Annotated in this window: 18 protein-coding genes; all 18 read left to right on the forward strand. The window is 51.0% G+C overall.

The genetic code is table 11. The features are described 5' to 3' along the window. Positions 1–4: 4 nt before the first annotated feature. Positions 5–1,387, forward strand: a complete 1,383-nt coding sequence (locus BLU87_RS00905; RefSeq protein WP_092344053.1) for a glutamate--cysteine ligase — start codon at positions 5–7, stop codon at positions 1,385–1,387. 337 nt (positions 1,388–1,724) lie between these two features. Next, on the forward strand, positions 1,725–3,716 hold the full coding sequence (tkt, locus tag BLU87_RS00910) for a transketolase (protein WP_092344054.1): 1,992 nt from the start codon (positions 1,725–1,727) through the stop codon (positions 3,714–3,716). Positions 3,717–3,992: 276 nt separating this feature from the next. Then, positions 3,993–4,721: a 3-oxoacyl-ACP reductase FabG gene (gene fabG, locus BLU87_RS00915; protein WP_092344055.1), complete on the forward strand. Its 729-nt coding sequence runs from the start codon at positions 3,993–3,995 to the stop codon at positions 4,719–4,721. Between the two features lie 182 nt (positions 4,722–4,903). Beyond that, the gene (locus tag BLU87_RS00920; RefSeq protein ID WP_092344603.1) at positions 4,904–6,118 is read left to right on the forward strand and encodes a beta-ketoacyl-[acyl-carrier-protein] synthase family protein; all 1,215 of its coding nucleotides are present in this window, start codon (positions 4,904–4,906) and stop codon (positions 6,116–6,118) included. Between the two features lie 5 nt (positions 6,119–6,123). Then, complete coding sequence (locus BLU87_RS00925) at positions 6,124–7,599, forward strand: phytoene desaturase family protein (protein ID WP_092344056.1); 1,476 nt, start codon at positions 6,124–6,126, stop codon at positions 7,597–7,599. After that, a complete protein-coding gene (locus BLU87_RS00930) occupies positions 7,590–8,825 on the forward strand; it encodes a beta-ketoacyl-[acyl-carrier-protein] synthase family protein (RefSeq protein ID WP_092344057.1) in 1,236 nt (411 codons plus the stop codon). The genes BLU87_RS00925 and BLU87_RS00930 overlap by 10 nt, the downstream gene beginning before the upstream one ends. Beyond that, the gene (locus BLU87_RS00935) at positions 8,818–9,072 is read left to right on the forward strand and encodes an acyl carrier protein (protein ID WP_092344058.1); all 255 of its coding nucleotides are present in this window, start codon (positions 8,818–8,820) and stop codon (positions 9,070–9,072) included. The genes BLU87_RS00930 and BLU87_RS00935 overlap by 8 nt, the downstream gene beginning before the upstream one ends. Before the next feature lie 12 nt (positions 9,073–9,084). Then, positions 9,085–9,891 carry a lysophospholipid acyltransferase family protein gene (locus tag BLU87_RS00940; RefSeq protein WP_092344059.1) on the forward strand — a complete coding sequence of 269 codons (807 nt, stop codon included), beginning with the start codon at positions 9,085–9,087 and terminating at the stop codon, positions 9,889–9,891. Continuing rightward, positions 9,885–11,186: a phenylacetate--CoA ligase family protein gene (locus BLU87_RS00945; RefSeq protein ID WP_092344060.1), complete on the forward strand. Its 1,302-nt coding sequence runs from the start codon at positions 9,885–9,887 to the stop codon at positions 11,184–11,186. The genes BLU87_RS00940 and BLU87_RS00945 overlap by 7 nt, the downstream gene beginning before the upstream one ends. A 19-nt stretch (positions 11,187–11,205) precedes the next feature. Continuing rightward, positions 11,206–12,792 carry an HAL/PAL/TAL family ammonia-lyase gene (locus tag BLU87_RS00950; protein WP_092344061.1) on the forward strand — a complete coding sequence of 529 codons (1,587 nt, stop codon included), beginning with the start codon at positions 11,206–11,208 and terminating at the stop codon, positions 12,790–12,792. A gap of 3 nt (positions 12,793–12,795) precedes the next feature. After that, on the forward strand, positions 12,796–13,221 hold the full coding sequence (locus tag BLU87_RS00955; RefSeq protein ID WP_092344062.1) for a hotdog family protein: 426 nt from the start codon (positions 12,796–12,798) through the stop codon (positions 13,219–13,221). A 3-nt stretch (positions 13,222–13,224) separates the two neighbouring features. Next, positions 13,225–13,866, forward strand: a complete 642-nt coding sequence (locus BLU87_RS00960; RefSeq protein ID WP_092344063.1) for an outer membrane lipoprotein carrier protein LolA — start codon at positions 13,225–13,227, stop codon at positions 13,864–13,866. Next, the gene (locus BLU87_RS00965) at positions 13,866–16,244 is read left to right on the forward strand and encodes an MMPL family transporter (protein ID WP_092344064.1); all 2,379 of its coding nucleotides are present in this window, start codon (positions 13,866–13,868) and stop codon (positions 16,242–16,244) included. Before BLU87_RS00960 ends, BLU87_RS00965 begins: the two co-directional genes overlap by 1 nt. Beyond that, positions 16,244–16,909: a LolA-like protein gene (locus BLU87_RS00970; protein ID WP_092344065.1), complete on the forward strand. Its 666-nt coding sequence runs from the start codon at positions 16,244–16,246 to the stop codon at positions 16,907–16,909. Before BLU87_RS00965 ends, BLU87_RS00970 begins: the two co-directional genes overlap by 1 nt. Then, positions 16,906–17,283, forward strand: a complete 378-nt coding sequence (locus tag BLU87_RS00975; protein ID WP_139167430.1) for an ApeI family dehydratase — start codon at positions 16,906–16,908, stop codon at positions 17,281–17,283. Before BLU87_RS00970 ends, BLU87_RS00975 begins: the two co-directional genes overlap by 4 nt. Before the next feature lie 88 nt (positions 17,284–17,371). Next, positions 17,372–17,833 carry an acyl-CoA thioesterase gene (locus tag BLU87_RS00980; protein ID WP_092344067.1) on the forward strand — a complete coding sequence of 154 codons (462 nt, stop codon included), beginning with the start codon at positions 17,372–17,374 and terminating at the stop codon, positions 17,831–17,833. After that, the gene (locus BLU87_RS00985) at positions 17,830–18,957 is read left to right on the forward strand and encodes a beta-ketoacyl synthase N-terminal-like domain-containing protein (protein WP_245706319.1); all 1,128 of its coding nucleotides are present in this window, start codon (positions 17,830–17,832) and stop codon (positions 18,955–18,957) included. The genes BLU87_RS00980 and BLU87_RS00985 overlap by 4 nt, the downstream gene beginning before the upstream one ends. Further along, a complete protein-coding gene (locus BLU87_RS00990) occupies positions 18,957–19,664 on the forward strand; it encodes a beta-ketoacyl synthase N-terminal-like domain-containing protein (RefSeq protein ID WP_092344068.1) in 708 nt (235 codons plus the stop codon). The genes BLU87_RS00985 and BLU87_RS00990 overlap by 1 nt, the downstream gene beginning before the upstream one ends. The last annotated feature ends 30 nt before the right edge of the window (positions 19,665–19,694 follow it).

Here is a 19,694-nt window from a genome sequence, read left to right on the forward strand (position 1 = left end):
GTTCATGTCTCCTCATCCGAATTTAAGTAACGCTTCCAACCAGCAGTTGATCACGAACACGCAACAACTGACGGATTTTTTATTGCGTGGTGCACGTCCCAGATCAGATTGGGGAATCGGGTTAGAAACCGAAAAATTGGTGGTCGATCGCCATACCGGTAAAGCGGTCAGTTACGAGAGAATCCGCGAACTGCTTGCTCGGCTTGATGGTATCGGCGGGTGGCAGGGGATTTTTGAACAGGAAAACCTGATTGGTTTGCAGGGGAAGCGCTCCTCGGTGACCTTGGAACCCGGCGGACAACTGGAGCTGTCTGGGAAGTTCTGTTGTGACATCTCCTGCAGCTGGCGGGATCTGAATCGCTATCGACAACATATTGTCGCTATGGGGAATGAGCTCGATTTGATGTTTCTTGGTCTTGGTGTCCACCCATTCAGCACTCTGGAGGAGATTGCCTGGTTGCCTAAGCCTCGCTATCAGATCATGGCTCCCTATATGTTGAAGACCGGGGATATGGGGCAGCGGATGATGAAACAGACTGCTGGAACCCAGGTCAACCTCGATTTTTCTGATGAGGAAGACTGTATCCGTAAACTTCGAGTTGCTCAGTGGCTGAGTCCTCTCTGTTATGCTCTGTTTGCAAATTCTCCCATCTTAGAAGGACAGCCCAGTGGCTTTCTCTCTTTTCGTGGTGAGGTCTGGTCACGAACTGATGCGGACCGTTGTGGATTGATTGAACCGCTATTTCGTCCAGACGCATGTTTAAATGATTTTGTTGCCTATGCTCTAGATGTCCCCCTCTATTTTCTAGAGCGACAACATCAACTTATAGATATGACCCAGCAACGCTTTACTTTTCGTCAGTTTCTAGAAAACGGCTGGGGGGCTGAACGGGCAACTCTGGATGACTGGAATCAACACCTTTCAACCCTGTTCTCAGAAGTCCGCCTGCGGCCGCAGATCGAAGTCCGTAGCGCCGATAGTTTACCGCCCCGTTGTACCGCAGCGGTCGCAGCTTTTTACAAAGGGCTGCTCTACACAGAACAAGGACTAAGCGCAGTTGAGAGCCTGTTTTCGGATCTGACGTTGGCGGAGTTTCGGCTTCTGTATCAACGCTCGTGGCAGGAGGGGTTAAAAACCAAAATAAAAGGGGGAACCTTTCAGGAGGCCGTGATTGAGTTACTCAAGGTGGCGGCTTTGAGCTTGCAGGAACAGTATAACAATGGGGATAGTGGCACAGATGAAAGTCATTTCTTACAGGATATCAGTGAGATAGCCATCAGTGGCGAGACGTTGGCGGAGCAGTTGTTGCAGCGCTGGGGCGGCAATCGTCAGGAAAAACTGCAGTTGTTATTCGATCACTGTGGTTACGATCTGAGTATCCTCTAGTTGGTTCTTGCGGCGATAAAAGACTGCCGAGATTAAAAACTGCGCAAAAGCACAGTTGCTGATTACGGCATCAGTAACAATTAAATACGTAATGACACGTGGTTTATCTTAGCCTCACGAGATATCTTATGAACCATCAACAGTTTCGGTGTGGCAGTCGAATTGTTGAGCAAAAAAAGAATCATTTTACCTCCTTTCTTCATTCTAGGCCATCAGTGGGAATCCCTCCCCCCGCTGATGGCCATTTTTTTAATCTTGTCCAGAGCCACTTTCCCTTGATTTATCGACCTGATTCCTGTTTCAATGTGCAGCTAAATTCCCAATCAAGGAGCTACACATGTCGCCACTCAATTTATCTGATCCAATCGTACGCCAATCTATTGATACTATTCGACTTTTAGCAGCAGACGCTGTAGAGAAGGCGAACTCTGGTCATCCCGGGACACCCATGGAGGCTGCACCGATTGCCTATTTGCTGTATATGCGCCATCTACGGCACAACCCTACCAACCCCGATTGGGCTGGTCGGGACCGGTTTGTCCTCTCTTGTGGCCATGCGTCATCGCTGATTTACAGCATGTTGCATCTCACCGGTTACGACTTGTCTCTTGATGACATTAAAAATTTTCGTCAATTCGGCAGTAAAACAGCTGGACATCCTGAGTTCGGTCATACTCCCGGAGTCGAAACAACAACTGGTCCCTTGGGGCAGGGAGTCTCTGTTGCTGTAGGTATGGCGATGGGGGGACAATATCTTTCCGAGCATGTGGATGCACAATTGTTTGATTACCGCACCTGGGTTATCTGTTCCGATGGTGATTTAATGGAAGGGGTCTCTGCGGAAGCGGGTTCTTTAGCTGGACATTTGCAGCTGGGACACCTCAACTATATCTATCTGGATAATAAAATCACCATTGAGGGGGCTACTAGCTTGGCTTTTACTGAGGATGTCGGCACCCGTTATCTCGCTTATGGCTGGCATGTTGAGCGGGTTGAAGGTGAAAATCTCCTTGAAATTGATGCGGCAATGGAGCGGGCCAAGAATGATCCACGGCCATCACTGATTATTGCCCGGACCCATATTGGTATTGGCGCACCGAACAAGCAGGACACCGCCGGTGCCCATGGCGCTCCTCTGGGGACTGCTGAGTTGGCTTTGACCAAGCAGACTTATGGCCGTGACCCACAGGAGACTTTCGTCGTTCCTGCTGGGGTGGCTGAACACATGAAGGGTTGCCAAAAACGTGGGGCTGAATTGGAACAGCAATGGACACAGCTATTTGAGCAGAAAAAGTCAGCGCCACAGGTTGCTTCCTGGGTGGCGGTCAGCAACGGTGATTTGCCAGCTGGCTGGGAGGCTGGTTTACCTGTTTTTGCGCCGGAAGATGGTGCCAAAGCGACTCGTCAGGCGAGTGGAGCAGCAATCAATGGGATCGCAGCAAAACTTCCCTTTTTGATCGGCGGATCTGCTGATCTTGCCCCTTCTAACAATACCGAGATCAAAGGTGAAGAGTCCTGGATTCCTGGTCGTAGCGGACGCAACATCCATTACGGTATTCGCGAACATGCTATGGGCTCAATCATGAACGGACTTTGTCACACTCCCGGGCTGATCCCTTTTGCCGGAACGTTTTTTGTCTTTGCTGATTATATGCGTCCAGCTGTGCGCATGGCAGCGCTGATGGGTTTGGCGCCGATCTATGTCATGACTCATGACTCCATTGGCCTTGGCGAAGATGGCCCGACACATCAACCTGTGGAACATTTAGCCTCTTTGCGGGCGATGCCAAACCTCACGGTGATTCGCCCTGCAGATGCCAACGAGACCTCAGAAGCGTGGAGAGTTGCTATTTCCAACCGCCAAGGGCCAACGATGCTGGTCTTGTCCCGTCAGGGGCTGCCGACTATTGATCGGAATCAGTACGTTGCCGCTTCGGGAGTGCAGAAGGGGGGCTATGTCGTTTCTCCTGAAACAGGGGAGCTGCAACTGATTCTGCTTGCCAGTGGTTCAGAAGTCCAACATGCCATGGCAGCACAAAAGACCCTGCAGGCTGATGGTGTGGGGACGCGAGTTGTTTCAATGCCAAGTTGGGAGTTGTTTGAAGCGCAGGATGTCGCTTATCGTGAGCAAGTCCTCCCTGCAGCCTGTCGGGCGCGGGTCTCAATGGAAGCTGGTAGCACCTTTGGTTGGGAGCGCTATGTTGGTTTGCAGGGGAAGGCTATCGGCATGGATGAATTTGGTGCCAGTGCTCCCGCAGGTGAGTTGATGCAACATTTTGGATTCACAGCAGATAATATGGTTGCCGTAGCAAAACAACTATTAGCTTGAGCGGCAGACAAACAGGTTGGTTATCCGCCTGGAGGTAAGTGAGTACAAAGGGCGGCCTCGTGAAGGGCCGTCCTTTTCAGTTGCGCTTCTTTCCGGTCTTTATCCCGATTAAAATTTCAGTCCTTGAAATGACATTGGGAAGCATAATAAGATACGCAATTATTTAAATAATACATGATGATATAGAGTGGTGGGCGAGGGGTGATTATGACGCTCATGGATTGGTTGCAGATTCTGCTACGCTAAACATCTTCAGAGTTCAGTAAAGGAATATTGATGAGTGACAGAGAGATTGCTTTAGTCACCGGGGCGAGTAAAGGGATCGGTGCGGCCATTGCTCGTGAGTTGGCGACGGACGGTTTCAATATCTGGCTTAATTATCGTAGTGATCATGCCGCTGCCCAGGTTGTTGCTGATGACATTCAAGCCGCCGGAGGCCGTTGTACTCTGCTCCCTTTTGATGTTGCGGATGCAGAAGCAACAGCAAAAGTGTTAGAGCCATTATTGGTAGAACAAACTCCTGCAGTGCTCGTCAATAATGCCGGTTTTACCCGTGATGGCATCATGGCGCTTATGAGCCAGGAAGATTGGGAGGATGTTTTAGGGGTCCACCTGAACGGCTTTTTTAACGTGACCCGGATGGTTGTTGCGCGAATGTTGAAAAAACGGCGGGGACGGATTGTTAATATCGTTTCGACCTCAGGAGAGACGGGGATGGCGGGGCAGGTCAACTATTCTGCTGCCAAGGCTGGTTTGATTGGTGCGACACGATCTCTTGCCGCTGAGGTCGGGCGACGTAAAATTCTTGTTAACGCCGTATCCCCTGGATTTATTGCCACAGAGATGACCGCTGATTTGCCGCAGGAAAAGATTCTGCCCATGATCCCGCTGGGTAGAGTTGGTCAGCCCGAAGAGGTTTCGGGATTGGTGAGTTTTCTCTGCTCTGAGCGTGCCAGTTATATTACTGGTCAAGTTTTCGCCGTCAATGGTGGCGCCCATATTTAATGTGGTTGGGGGAAAAATAACCGCCTCCGCAGCTGTTCTCCTTTGTTGTGCTCCAGATCTATAGTTATGAATACCTCAACTCAGGTCAAGGTGCAGCGTTGGTTGGCAATGACATTTGTGTTTGGTTATCGGATCCTATTTACTCTATCGCGAAAGCATCACTTTAAATGGAGGTCTCCGGCTTGTATAGAGTCGCTATTACTGGAATTGGGATTGTCTCGTGTCTGGGGAATGATCTGGAGAGTGTTGGCGCCGCTCTGCGCAATGGACAGTCGGGGATCGTTGTTGATCCACAAAGAGTTGAGCTGGGTTTTCGTAGCCCATTAACGGGTCAGATCAAAAATTTCGATACTTCTATCCTATCGCGAAAACAGCGGAAAAGCATGCCGGAGTTTGCTGTCTGGGCTTATGCCTCGGCGCGTGACGCGCTGGAAATGTCCGGTCTGGATGAAGAGAGTCTGCAGAATGATCAGAGCGGGCTTATCTATGGTTGTGATTCCAGTTGTCTTGCTGCAATTGAACAGGTTGAAGCGTTGCTCCAGCGGGGAGAAACCAAAGGGATCGGCAGTGGACAGATTTTCCGTTCTATGACTTCTACCGTCACTATGAACCTGAACACGCTGCTTAAAACCCGAGGTGCTTGCTGGACCTTAAGCTCTGCATGTTCCAGTAGTGGCCATGCGGTGGGACAAGCTGCAGATCTGATCCGGATGGGACGGCAAGAGCGGATGATTTGTGGTGGGGCGCAGGAGGTCAACTGGCAGTCGATGTGCAGTTTTGATGGTTTGGGTGCTTTTTCTGCGCAGCTGGATGATCCAGCGACAGCCAGCCGCCCGTTCGATGCTGATCGTGATGGTCTGGTGCCAAGTGGTGGAGCCGCAAGCGTGATTCTGGAGCGTTACGATCTGGCTGAAAAGCGGGGTGCCACTATCCTAGGCGAGCTACTTGGCTATGGTTTTTCGTCTGACGGAGCACAGCTTTCGGTTCCCAGTGAGGACGGCCTCAGTCGGGCGATGCGTTCAGCTCTGCAACAGAGCGGCCTTGCAACAGGCGAGATTGACTACCTCTGCGCCCACGCAACGGCGACCCCTGCCGGAGATGCCGCTGAGGCGACAAATATCCGCCGGGTATTTGGTGATACGACACCAGATATTTCGGCACTAAAAGCGCTGACGGGACATGAACTCTGGATGTCCGGTGCGGCTCAGGTTGTCTACACGGCAATCATGGCGCAACAGGGATTTACCGCGGCAAGCTACAATTTTAATCAAGCAGATGCAGGAACCGCTGGTTTGAATATTATTCGTGAAACTCGTCTTCGTTCCCCCGGGAAGGTGTTGTGTAACTCGGCCGGCTTTGGTGGCACAAACTCCTCTCTCGTTATCGCCTTCTCTTAACATTGATGAGTTATGATGCCATCATTATCGGAGCTGGCCTTTCAGGTTTGACCAGTGCCCTGCTTCTGGCACGTGCCGGGCGCAAAGTGTTGGTCGTTGAGCAGCACTCTTCTCCTGCCCCTGTGGTGAGAGGATTCCAGCGTGATGGAAATTACTTTGACAGTGGCTTTCATTATGCTGGCGGGTTTGGAGATGGGGGGCCGTTGCAACCTCTACTGCGACATTTGGGAATCGCTGATCGGTTGAAACTATTTCCCTATTCCGCTGATGGATTTGACTGTTTACGGGTGTCATCCTCTGGGGAGGAGTATCTTCTTCCAGTCGGTTTCAAGCGGATAAAAAGCTATTTAGGGGGCAAGTTTCCACCAGCTAGAGCAGAGATCGAAGGTTATCTTGACGAGATTGCCTCGATGTGGCGGAATGTTCCCTATCTTGATCTGGATACCGATCTTGTTGATTTTGGGATGGAGTCGGTTCACGGTCGCTCGTTACAGGAACGCTTGGAAGTCTTCTCTCCATGGCCACAGTTGCAGGGGTTGCTCTCCATGCATTGTCTGCTCTACGGAGTGTTACCAGAGCAGACACCTCTCTCTTTGAATGCCCAGGTGGCGGGATCGTATTACCACTCCGTCCATGGTATTTGTGGGGGCGGCCGGCAATTGACCCAAGTGTTGCTGGCTTTACTCAAAGAGGCGAAGGTTGAGCTCCAGTGCCGAGCAGATGTGACCCAGATTCTTTCTGCAGATCATGGGGTGACAGGTGTCCGGCTGCATTCAGGAGAAGAGATTTCGGCTGCAGAGGTGATCGCCACTGTTAACCCGGCCCAGCTTCCAGAGATGTTGCCGCCCGCGACCATGCGACCAGCATATCTAAAACGGCTTGAAGGGTTATATCAGACCACTTCAGCATATATTGTTTACGCCCGCAGTCAGCAATCATTGGAGTTTTTGCGTGGACGCAATATGTTTGTGCAGTCGCAGGCGGGTATTTTTACTTCCACCGCTGACCAAGTTTTGGAAGAGCGCCCTTTTTATCTGGCCGCAGCTGATCAGAATAGCAACAATGTGATAAAAGGGTTGATTGGAATCGTCCCCGCACCTTATTCTGAAGTCGAATCCTTCGATCTCTCCGGCAAACAACGGACCGCTGAGTATCGACAATGGAAGCAGGAGATGGGGGCGCGGCTGTTGAGAATGTTTTACAACAAATGTCCGCAGTTGCCACCGTTGGAGTTGCTTGATCTCGCTACTCCGTTGACTTTAAGAGATTATTCGCGAGCTCCACAAGGGGCTATTTATGGCGTCGGCCGGATTCTAGGACAATATAACCCGCCTCCTGTCACCAGGTTGCCGGGGCTTTTTCTTGCTGGTCAGGGGATTGCGGGGCCTGGATTGTTGGGATCTCTGGTCTCCAGCTATCTGGCCTGTGGGTCGATCCTTGGGCATGAAGTATTGCGTGGAGAGTTAAGATCATGTCGTTAAACTCTGTTGTTATTACTGGAATCGGAATTGTTTCGCCGCTGGGAAACAATTATTCTCAACTTTTTGAGGCCTTGCAAGCGAGTCGTTCTGGGGTGCGTGAACTTCCGGCTTTGGCGCAGGTAGGTGGCTTGCGTTCCCGCCTGGCTGCAACGGTCAATGACGTTGATCCGAAACAGATCCCGCGTAAGTTTCGCCGCTCCATGTCAAATATGTCGATTTATGCTTATCTCGCCAGTCAACAGGCGTTGCAGATGGCGGGCTATCCCGATAATCAGCTTGACTCTGGTGACCTGGGGGTCTTTATTGGCTCAACCCTCGGCAGTACGACGACCAGCGAAAACTTCTTCCATGATTATTTTACCGATTATAGCCTTGAGCGGATGAAAACAGGGCTGTTTTTTCAGCTGATGGGGCACTCATGTGCGGCTAATGTTGCTCAATCTTTTGGTATAACAGGTCGGGTTTTGTCCCCTTCCGCAGCATGTGCTACCAGCAGTCAGGCTGTTGGCTATGCTTATGAGCAGATAGGTATGGGGCGGCAGAAGGCGATCCTCTGTGGTGGTGCTGATGAGGTCCACCCTTTGACAGTGGCAACCTTCGACATCATGCACGCAGCTTCAACCCACTTCAATCAGCAACCGAGCTTGTCGCCGCGCCCCTTTGATCGGCAACGCGACGGCGTTGTTTGCGGTGAAGGGGGCGGTATTCTGCTGCTTGAGAGTGAGGCCAGTGCCAAGGAACGGGGAGCGGAAATTCTTGCCGAGGTGATTGGTTTCTCGACCACGTCCGATATCTCCAGTATTGCCAGCCCCGATATTGATGCAATGGTGAAGTGTATGCGGCTGGCTCTGAAAGATGCGGGGCTGACTGCTGCCGATATTGATTACGTCAATGCCCACGGCACTGGAACGGAACAGGGTGATATTGCTGAAGCAAAAGCCATCCAGCAACTCTTTGCTGACCGGACTCCGGTGAGTAGTTTGAAGGGCCATCTCGGTCATACGATGGCTGCCAGTGGCACTATTGAGCTGGCCGGGTGCGTCGGGATGTTGCAACAGCAGCAACTGATCGCAACCCGCAATCTGGAACAGATTGATGAGCGTTGCAGCGGTATTGATCATCTACAACAGCATCGGGCACAGCCGGTGAAAACAATTTTAAAAAATAATTTTGCTATGGGTGGGATCAACGCCACCATTATTTTGAGGAGTTACCTGAATGACTAAAGAAGAAGTGATTGAATTGATTGACTCCAGTCTGGCTGAAGAATTTGAGTTGGATCGTGCCGATATGACCCCGGAGGCAAATCTTTATGAAGATCTGGGGCTGGACAGCTTGGATACCGTGGATATGGTGATTGTTCTGGAAGGGGCTTTTGATTTTAAAATTCGCGAAGAAGAGGCGGTTCGAGCGATCCGGACTCTGGCGGATATTCATAATTTTGTGATGCATAAAATTGAGCAACACTCCTGAAAAGATATGCATATGAAGGTTGCGACTGAAGCGCAGGATAAGCCAGTTATCGAATCGATTGTTTCGATTGCAGCCATTGCTTTGATGAACCTCTGGGCTTATCCCATCTTGGTCCTCTGGACGTTATTCGGCATTCTCATTTTCCCGCTGTTGTTTGTTCTCGGTCGAGCTGTGTTTCGCTGGCCCGCAGACCGTCTGACGCGTTGGTGTATCTGGTCCTACGGTCGTGGCTGGTTTTTGCTGATGAGCCCTTTTGTCCGCTTCAAGCGGGAACAGATGACGCTGTTGGATAAAGAGAAGCCCTATTTGTTTGTGGTTAATCATCTTTCATTCTTCGACACGTTTTGTATGGCTCTGCTGCCCATCCACAATATTGTCTTTGCGGTACGTTCCTGGCCGTTTCGGATGCTCTGGTACCGGAGTTTTATGCGTCTGGCCAACTATCTGGACGTCGAAGGTGATTGCTGGGAAGATATTCTGGCCGGCAGCAAAAAAGCTTTTGCCGCCAATGGATCAGTCCTGTTCTTCCCCGAAGGACACCGCAGTCGTGATGGCAAGCTGCAACGTTTCTACTCCGGGGGATTTAAGGTCGCTATCGCCGCTGGTATACCGATCGTCCCATTATGCATCAGTGGCACCGATCTATTATTGCCGCCCGGGAAGAAATTGATGCGTCCCTGCCAGATTGTCTTAAGGGCTTTGGAGCCCATCCCTACCGGTGATTTCAGTGGCAAAGATGGTCATCTGCGGTTGCGTAAACTGGTGAAAAATCAAATGGCAAACTCACTTGCCGAAATGCGTGGAGAGGAAAAATGCTGATCTCGGCTGAACGACAAAGCCATACTCGATCCGCTGCTGAGATCGATGCTCAACAGCTTGCTCTGTTGCAAAACCATCTGACTTATTTGCAAAAGGCATCCCCTTATTATCAGGAGTTGTTTCAGCGCTGTAACTTTTTAGCAGCTGAATTTGCTTCTTTGGCAGACTTAGCTCAGTTGCCCCTGACAAGTAAGGCTGATTTAGGTGAGTTTAATCGAAAATTCCTTGCCGTTCCTGAGCAACAGGTTGTCGATATCTGTCAAACCTCTGGAACGACAGGTGAACCGGTGACCATCTGGCAGACTGATTCTGACTTAGAACGTCTGGCCAGAAATGAGCAAATTGCTTTTACCGCAGCTGGAATCGTCTCCTCTGACCGAGTCTTGATCGGTGCTGCGCTCGACCGTGTATTTATGGCCGGGCTCGCCTATTTTCTCGGTCTGCGTCGCATTGGTGCGACGGCAATTCGAGCGGGATCTGGACAACCGGCTCTGGTGGCTGAACTCATCCGCCAACAGCGACCCAATGTTTTGGTTGGCGTGCCGAGCTTACTGTTGATGATTGCTCAACAATTTCGAGAGTCTGGGGAAGATCCCGCAGAGCTTGGCATTGAAAAAGTGATCTGTATCGGTGAGCCGGTCCGGAATGATGATCTCTCCCTCTCGCCTCTAGGGGAAACATTGCAGCAGAGTTGGTCTGCCCAGATATTGGGGACCTATGCCAGCACTGAGTTGGCGACTGCGTTCGCAGATTGCCCCGCAGGTTGTGGCGGTCACTTGTTGCCGGAGTTGGTCGTGGTCGAGATTATCAATGATCAAGGTTCTCCCGTTGCTGCCGGGGAGGCGGGAGAAGTTGTCGTCACTCCGCTTGGGGTTGAGGGAACCCCGTTGCTCCGTTATCGGACCGGAGATATCGCCCGACTCCACGTTGAACCCTGTCTCTGCGGTCGTCAGACACCAAGGCTGGGACCCATTCTGGGGCGGCGCACGCAGATGCTAAAATGTCGCGGCACGACTCTGTTTCCAGCTGCGATCAGCCGGGTTCTCCAAGGGATCAGCGCGATTCATGGCCATTATTTAGAAGTTTCATCCGATTTCGACCTTTCGGATCAGTTGCGGGTTGTCGTGGGTTGTCGTGATGCCAGCTTGAATGCTGCAACGATCGCTGAGTTGATAGCTGCGAAAACGCGGGTCAAGCCGGAGGTTGTTTTGGTGACTCCAGAAGAGATTAAGTCCAAAACCATCCGACCGGACATGCGTAAACCCGTCACTTTTTTCGATCACCGGAAGCGCTAGAGAATAAGGATAAGAAAAAATGAATAAAGCAAATACGGTTGTTCTTAATGGCAACGACTTGACTATTGATGACGTTGTTGCAATCGGGGTGGGAGACAAACAGGTTGCACTTGACCCTGAAGCCTTGGAGCGTTGTCGCGCCAGCCGGAAGTTTCTGGAAGAAGAGGTCGCAGCGAAGCGGATTATTTACGGGGTTAACACCTCCTTTGGTCCGATGTGTAATAAGATTATTGATGACGAACAGATTGAGACATTGCAGGTCAATCTGATCCGCAGTCATGCTGCCGGATTGGGAGAACCGCTGAAAGATTATATTTCGATAGCGGTCATGGTGGTGCGCCTGAATACCTTGGTCAAAGGGTTTAGCGGAGTGCGGATTGAGCTACTGGAGCATTTGCAGTGGATGATTAACCAACGCATCGCAGCCTACATCCCCGAATGTGGCAGTGTCGGTGCTTCCGGGGATCTGATCCATCTGGCCCACCTTTCACTGGCCATTATCGGCGAAGGCAATCTCTATTATGAAGGAGAGTTGCAGTCGGCTGAAAGTGTTTATAAAAAACTCGGCCGCGCGCCATTACGATTGAGCTTCAAGGAAGGGATTGCCTTGATGAATGGCACCAGTGCGATGACTGCCCTGGCCGCATTTGCCCTTTTTGGTGCCCGCAAACTGATTAACGTCAGCTGTGTGACAGGAGCTTTTGCTCTTGAGATTTTTGGTGGTATTGATGATGCCTTTGACGAGGATCTCCACTTGGTCAAGCCGCACCTCGGCCAGGTCGAGATTGCTGGAACTATCCGCAATCTATATCGGGGTTCTGGAAATATTACCTTGCGCGACGAAATGCATGAATTGATCCGACAGCAAAGCGCGGAAGGGCCAGTATTTGAGACCAGTATCAATGTTCAGGATGTCTATTCGGTGCGTTGCACCCCTCAGGTTTTGGCTCCGGTCGCTGAGGCGATTGCCCAGGCTGTTAAAGTGGTCGAAATTGAGGTCAATTCATCCAATGACAACCCCATCATTATTCCGCAGAAGAAAAAGATTATTCACGGCGGTAATTTCCATGGCCAGAGTATCGGTTTTGTTATGGATATGCTGTGTGTCGCTATTTCGACTCTTTGCAATATCTCGGAGCGACGCACGAACAAGTATCTTGATAAAAATCTTAACGAAGGCCTCCCCGAATTTCTCATCCCCGGTACCCTGGGGCTGACAATGGGTTTTATGGGATCCCAGTATCTGGCAACATCCACCACGGCTGAAAACCGGCAACTGGCCAATCCCGTGAGCACGAATTCAATCAGCAACAATGCTTCCAATCAGGATGTTGTCAGCATGGGAACTGTCGCTGCTCGTAAGGCATTTAAGTCGGTCAGTAACGCAAAACATATTATTACCCTTGAGATTCTCGCTGACCTGCAAGCTCTGTCATTTCGCAATGCCGATAAGTTGGGACGTGGAACCGGGCGGATTTTTCAAACTCTTAACAAAAACTTCAGCCAGTACGACAACTCGCGGATCTTTCATGAAGATCTGGTTCGTTTTCGTAAGCTGCTTTTTTCCAGTCAATTGTTTGATGATCTCTCGGTTTATTGGGATTAATCGATGGAGCCGTTATCTTTGCCGATTGAGGCAGAAGAACTGGTGCCTCACCGGTTACCGATGCGTTTGGTAGACCGGTTGCTGGAGATTGACGGCCGCAACGGAATTGTTGCCGCACAGGTTGTGGCTGCATGTCCACTGGTTGATGAGGGTGGAAAGCTTGAAGATATTGCTTTTATTGAGTTGATGGCCCAAGGTTATGCTGCCCTTAAAGGCTATCTTGACCGTCTGCAGAACAGACCTGTGCGGCAAGGGTTTCTGGTCGGGATAAAAAAAATGCATCGGTTTGGGGCAGTTTTTGTTGGTGATCAACTGTTGATTAAGATTCGTACGCTGGCTGAGCTGGATGATTTTGCTGTTGCTGAAGGGGAAGTCTGGTGCATGGATACACTCGTCGCCCACGGCGAGGTGAAAGTCTGGATTAATTGATCGATGCTGAAAAAAATATTTATCAAATATCTGTTGCTTCTATCCCTGGTATTCCTTGCCACCACCTCAGTAAATGCTGAGGAGCTGGCACCACTATTGGCAGAGTTGCAACAAGCAGCAGCAGAAACAGAGACTCTTTCGAGCCCCTTTGTCCAGGAAAAATATCTGCAAATTTTTTCCGAAAAACTCATCTCCAATGGACAGTTTGCCTACCAGAAGCCAGATCGGCTGCGTTGGGAGCTGTTGACTCCGGTCGCATCGGGCTTTATCTTGCGTGGTGATCAGGGGGAGCGTTGGAACAGCCTCAGTCAGAAGCAGGAAAAATTCTCGGTTAAATCAGATCCGATTATGGGGATGATTGCCCAACAGCTCCTCGCCTGGGCACGAGTCGATCTTGACTGGCTCCAGAGTCGTTATCGGATGGAGGTCTCTTCCGTCACACCGATCGTCCTCACGCTGTATCCCCTTGATCAGGGGGAGGCCACGTTTATTGACCATCTGAACATTCAATTTTCTACCGATCGACGTCATGTCTCTGAGGTGCTGATGGTTGAGCAGGGGGGAGACAGTACCTTGCTCCGCTTTATTGATGCGCAGGTTAATATTGAGCTTGCGGCGGATACTTTCCAGGTGCCGGAACTCTAATGGGGCTGATCACGTTATGTTATCGGAGGTTTCAGCGGCGGCGTGGTTGGTTGTTGTTGCTGTTATTGATACTGCTGGCACTGGCATCCTGGAAGATATCGCAGCTCCAGATTGAAGAGAGCATTTCTGCCATGCTTCCAGATGGCAAGTCACTGGTCGCCCATGACTTTCAACTGCTGCAGCAGGCTCCGTTTGCCCGGCAACTGGTCATTCATCTGAGAGCAGATCCTGAGATTGACAGCCATGATCTCCTCGTTGCAACCGATCAGTTGCGGCTGGCTCTGCCTGCTGAACTGTTCAAAGGTCCTCTCAGTGGACCAGGAGAGATGACCACCAGTCCGCTGTTTAATCAGTTGGGGCAATACTTGCCGGTGTTGGTCAACGCTGAAGATTTACAGCAAATTGCGGCACAGTTAGAACCGGAAGAGATTGATCAACATCTGGCTGCGGACTTGGCACAATTATTACAACCGCAGGGGATGGTCCTTAAAGAGACGATCCGCCGTGATCCGTTGCAGTTGGAGGGGCTGGTACTGCAGAAGTTAAGTTCCCTGAATCCGATTCCCGAAGTGCGCTTGCAGGATGGCCATTTTCTCAGTCGGGATGGACATAGCAGCCTGATCCTTGCGGATACTCCGATATCGATGACCGATGCTGTTGGCAGCAAAGCTTTGCTCGATGCATTTGCGGTCGCCTGTCAGCAGCTGCCGGATGGCATCCAGGCAAACCTGATCAGTGGGCACGCCTACACGCTGGCGAACGCGCAGACGATCCAGAAGGATATGAAGCTGGTATTGCTGGTTTCAGGGATGGGGATTTTGCTGCTATTTTTCCTCTTCTTGCGTTCCATCCGTGCTCTGTTTGTCTACCTTCTACCACTCTTCAGTATGGCAATGGCTCTGGTTGTGACGGCAGCTTGGTTTAAGCCTCTGTCGGGAATAACCGTCGGTTTTGGAGCTGTGCTTCTGGGGATAACCATCGATTTTGGACTGCATGTCTACTTTGCCTTGCGTTATGGCCGTTGCCAGCAAGGACGAGAACAATTACTGTGCGCCGTGTCTCGACCGGTTCTCTTTGGAGCCTTGACGACTCTAGCAGCGTTTGCGGTGTTACTCTCTTCCGCGTTGCCAGGACAACGGCAGTTGGCGATTTTTGCCATGGCTGGAATTGTCACAGCGTTGCTGCTGGCACTATTAGTGCTTCCCCATTTTATTGGCCCCAATAAAGAAAATGGAGCTTCTTCGCTACGGCAGTTACGCCGACATGTTTATGACCGCATCCCCTCCCTGCGGATTGCAGTACTGTTGATATGGCTGGGGGTTGTCGGTTTTGCTGCGGTGCAGGCCCAAGATTTAAAAATTAATGCAGAACTGCGACAGCTCAGCTATCTCCCTCCAGCATTACAACAAGCAGAACAGGCGCTAGGAGAGACCTGGGGGAATATGCGTAGTCGTGCGCTAGTTTTTGCCTCTGCACCAGATTTAGAGGGTGCCTTGGAGCTCAATGAGGATATCTGGCGCAAACTGCAGGGCCATGGGATGTTGAAAGATATTGTGAGCTTGGCACCGCTGCTCCCATCGCAACAGACCCAGCAACAGAATTTACATGCGTGGCGAACCCTCTGGCAGGAACGTCAGGCTACCGTCCGGGACCTGTTACAGCTGACGGGACAGAAATATGGTTTTGCGGACAATGCCTTTGATCCCTTCTGGGAGCGACTCAATGAACCGGAACGTCTGGTCACTCCAGAGCTGCTTGAACGCTGGGGGTTGGAGAAAGCACTCAACAACTTACTGTTGAAAAATGACCAGGGTTACCAGTTGTTAACCTTGATCCCCGATCAGGCTGATTTGATTCAACAGTTGGGAGAAGACTTTGCAGACCTTCCGGGGATAACTCTGGTTTCGCAGCGTCGATTCAGCCAGCAACTCAGTTATGAAATTGGTGCCGATTTCAGCCGCTTTATCACCCTTGCCGGAGTGGCCGTTCTGGTGCTGTTGGTCCTGCTGTTTCGTCGGATCCCTGAGGTGCTGCTTGCTTTATTGCCGGTGTTAACCGGGGTGCTGGTGATGTTCGGCGGCATGGGTTGGTTGGGGTTGGAAATGAACCTGTTCAACGTCGTGGCTTCAATTCTGATTATTGGTCTTGGGGTCGATTATGGCATCTTTATGGTTTGCCATGGTCAGCAGGAGGAACACCTGGCGTCGTCACGGGCGATTCTGATCTCAGGATTGACGACCTTGATTGGGTTTGGTGCTCTGGTGCTGGCCAAACATCCGGCGCTCCACTCCATTGGCTTGACAGTATTACTGGGGATCAGCGCTGCGGTACCCACTGCGGTGCTGGTGATTCCCGCTTTTCGGCCCAAGAGACACTGATGTTGCGAATTATTTCTGTACTTTTGCTGCTGGGGTTGGTTTCATGCGTCTCTGCGACACCGCCTCAACAATTTCCCGATAATTGTCGGGCTGAGGCAAGCGTTGCTCAGTTGTTGGCAGAAAATTGGTTGGATCAGACAGGGATTTGGCGGTTACGACAAGTGACCCTTTTAGAGGTTGGCCATAAAAAAATCCCTTTAGAAGGATTCCTGCGCCTCGATCTCGCCAAGGGTGAAGCGCGTCTGGTGGCAATGAATGAAATGGGATTGGTGCTGTTTGATTTGCTGGTGACCGAAGACGATCAGCAGCTACAGCGTGCCATCCCCCAGTTGCGACAGGTAAAAGGGCTCTCTTTGGGGATCGCACAGAGCTTACGATGGATTTTTTTGCAACCGCGGCCACAGACTGATGATCAGTTGACAACGCGTGATAATATCCAGCAGTTGCGGCGGGAACTCCCTGGTGGCAGTCTTGCTTTTAACTACGATTGTCGCAGAGACTTACGCAATATCCGTTTTTTGGCAGATGGTGGTGATTGGCGGGTTGCTTATGACCAGTATCGTCAGTTTGGTTCGAGTCGCTTGCCCGAACTCATTATTATGAATGATTTTCAACATGGGGTTAAATTGTCCCTCTGGATCCGTGAGGTCAAACAAGAACGATGAGTAGAATGCGCGCTGCGATCAAGGAATCAGCACTAGCCCCCGCACAGATCACGGAGCTGACCGGGGTCCAACGGTTTAGTTTCGGACAAAATTTTATTGGCTTTGCTGGCCATTTTCCCGAATATCCGATTCTGCCTGCGGTGCTGCAAGTTCTTCTCGCGCAGTTATTGGCTGAAGAGATCATCGGTTCGCCCTTGTCAGTTCTCTCTTTAACCCGGGCAAAATTTCTCCGTCAGTTGCGCCCTGAAGATCAGATCGAAGTGCATTTAAGCTGTCGCAAGAAGGATACCGCATGGGCTTGTCGTTGTGAACTGCAGGTTGATGGTCAAAGTGCCGCTAGCTTTACTCTCAATCTTGGGGTTTCAACATGTTAGGAATAAGCCCCGTGGGAGGTTATGCGACCGACCAGCGAGATTGCAGCATCTCCACCGATGACAGCTCAGCAGAAAAAGGATTAAAACCATGAAAAAGCCCTATTTCCGCCGTCAGGATAACGCTCCAGAACCATTGCGTTGTCGTGTTGACCGGGTGGTCCGTTTTGAAGAGGTCGATGCTTTGGCGATTGTCTGGCATGGCCGTTACCCAAGTTACTTTGAAGATGGACGGGTGCTCCTTGGGGAAAAATATGGACTTGGCTATATGGATTTTTATCACCAGGGGGTGATTGCCCCCATCAAGCAAATTCATGTTGATTACAAGCTGCCGCTCCGTTTTGGTGATCACTTTACGATTGAAGCCTTACTTCACTGGACCGATGCGACCCGACTGAATCATGAATTTATTATTCGCAATGCTGCTGGAGAGATAACCACCACTGGCTATTCGGTGCAGTTGTTGATGGATCAGGAGCAGAATGTTTTGATGTTGCCACCGCCATGTTATGAGCAATTTCGCCAACGCTGGTTATCGGGAGAATTGCAGTGAGACGGGTTGCTCTCTGCAGAATGGCCACAGTCACCGCCCTGGGGGATGGACTGGATCAACTTTGGGAGCGGTTGTTGAAAGGGGACAGTGGTATCTCCTCGCTGGACCGTTTCGGCTGCGATAATTATGTTTCTCGATATGCTGCCTGTATTGATAATCTCCAAGCTCCAGAAGGTGCATCGTTGTTGGATTCGATCCTTGATCGGGTCGCAATGCAATTGCCAGATATCCCCGCAGATAGCCGCCTGCTGGTCGCTTCAACCAAGGGTGAGGTTGATCGCTTAACGGAGGTTTGTCGACAGGGAAATCCCATCCCTCATGGAGTCTTGTTTGAACCGCTGCTCGCCAAGATCGCTAACCGTTTTGGGTTGACAACGAGGGGGTGTAATATCAACGCCGCCTGTGCTTCGTCGACGATTGCTGTCGCCAGGGGGGCGGCTATGATCGCTGCAGGAGAGGCTGAATCGGTGTTGGTCTATGCGGCTGACCTTGTCAGTGAATTTGTTTTTTCCGGATTTTCGGCGTTGCAAGCTCTCTCTGCTGAACCCTGTCGTCCATTTGATCAGGAGCGCAAGGGTCTGACGCTGGGGGAGGCCGGAGTTGCTTTGTTGTTGATGAGCGAAACCTGTGCTAAAAGTCGTGGCGAATCACCACAAGCTTATATTGCCGGCTGGGGGGTTGCTAATGACGCTCACCACGTCACCGCTCCAGCCCGTGATGGTTGTGGGTTGATGCTAGCGACTCAACAGGCGTTAAAAAAAGCGCAGATTGAAACCAAGCAAATTTCTGCAATCAATGCCCACGGAACGGGGACTGTCTATAATGATGCCATGGAATTGACCGCTTTTAATACTGTTTTCGGGGACTCGTTACCACCATTGCATGGTGTCAAGGGGAGTCTTGGTCATTGCCTCGGTGCGGCTGGCGGAGTTGAGGTTGCCATCGCCTCCCGCTCTTTGCAGCAACAGCTGATTCCTGCTACGGTGGGATGTGTCCAACCTGAAGCAGCCGGGCAGGGGCAGTTGAGCACTGCGTCACAAAACATCTCTGGTGATTATCTCCTCTGTAGTAACTCTGGTTTCGGTGGTATCAATGCGACGCTTATTTTGCAGGGGGTGGGGTAATGACTGGGTGGGTTAATGGTATCGGCTGGGTGACGGCTGCGGGTTGTAACTGCGGGCGTAATACCGATCAGCAACCGCTGCTTCCAGGGACTCTGGAGATACCAAAACGCAAGCAGGTGTTTGCAAAACCCGATATGCGGTTTGGCCGACTTGATCAGTTTTCCCGTATAGGTCTGGCGGCCATCGCTTTCTGTTTGCGCGATGCCGGGGAGGAAGCCTGGGATGAAAAACGTCCCATTGGTATTATCGCTGCCAGCCGCTACGGCTGCCTGCAAACGGACATCGCCTATCTACAGACGCTGTTGCCAGAGCACGGCAAGTTAGCCAGCCCGAACCTGTTTGCTTATACGTTAGCCAACAGCTTTCTCGGTGAGGCGGCTTTGCGGTTTGGCCTGACCGGGCAGACTCTGGTTTTCAATCAGGATGATGCCAGTGGTCTTGCAGCGCTACACTTTGCTTTGGAAGAGCTGACGTGGAGCGAACAGCAGGCGGTTGTCACGGGAATTTGTGATTTAAACCCACCTCCAGAGTTAGCAATCGGTGATGAGTGTCCTGGCAGTCTGTTCTTGTTGCTGGGAAAAGAGCCGTCCACTGCTGTTACGAGTTATGGAAAATTGGAGTTGCGGGACGGAGAGCTGTTTTTTTCGGGAGCCAGGGTTGCTGATTTCAGATCACTGGTGGCAAAATGTTTGGCCGTAGGAGTATAGATTGATAGCAGAGGAATTTCTCTGTTGATA

Origin of the sequence: Desulfuromusa kysingii, assembly GCF_900107645.1 — a bacterium.
Lineage (GTDB): Bacteria > Desulfobacterota > Desulfuromonadia > Desulfuromonadales > Geopsychrobacteraceae > Desulfuromusa > Desulfuromusa kysingii.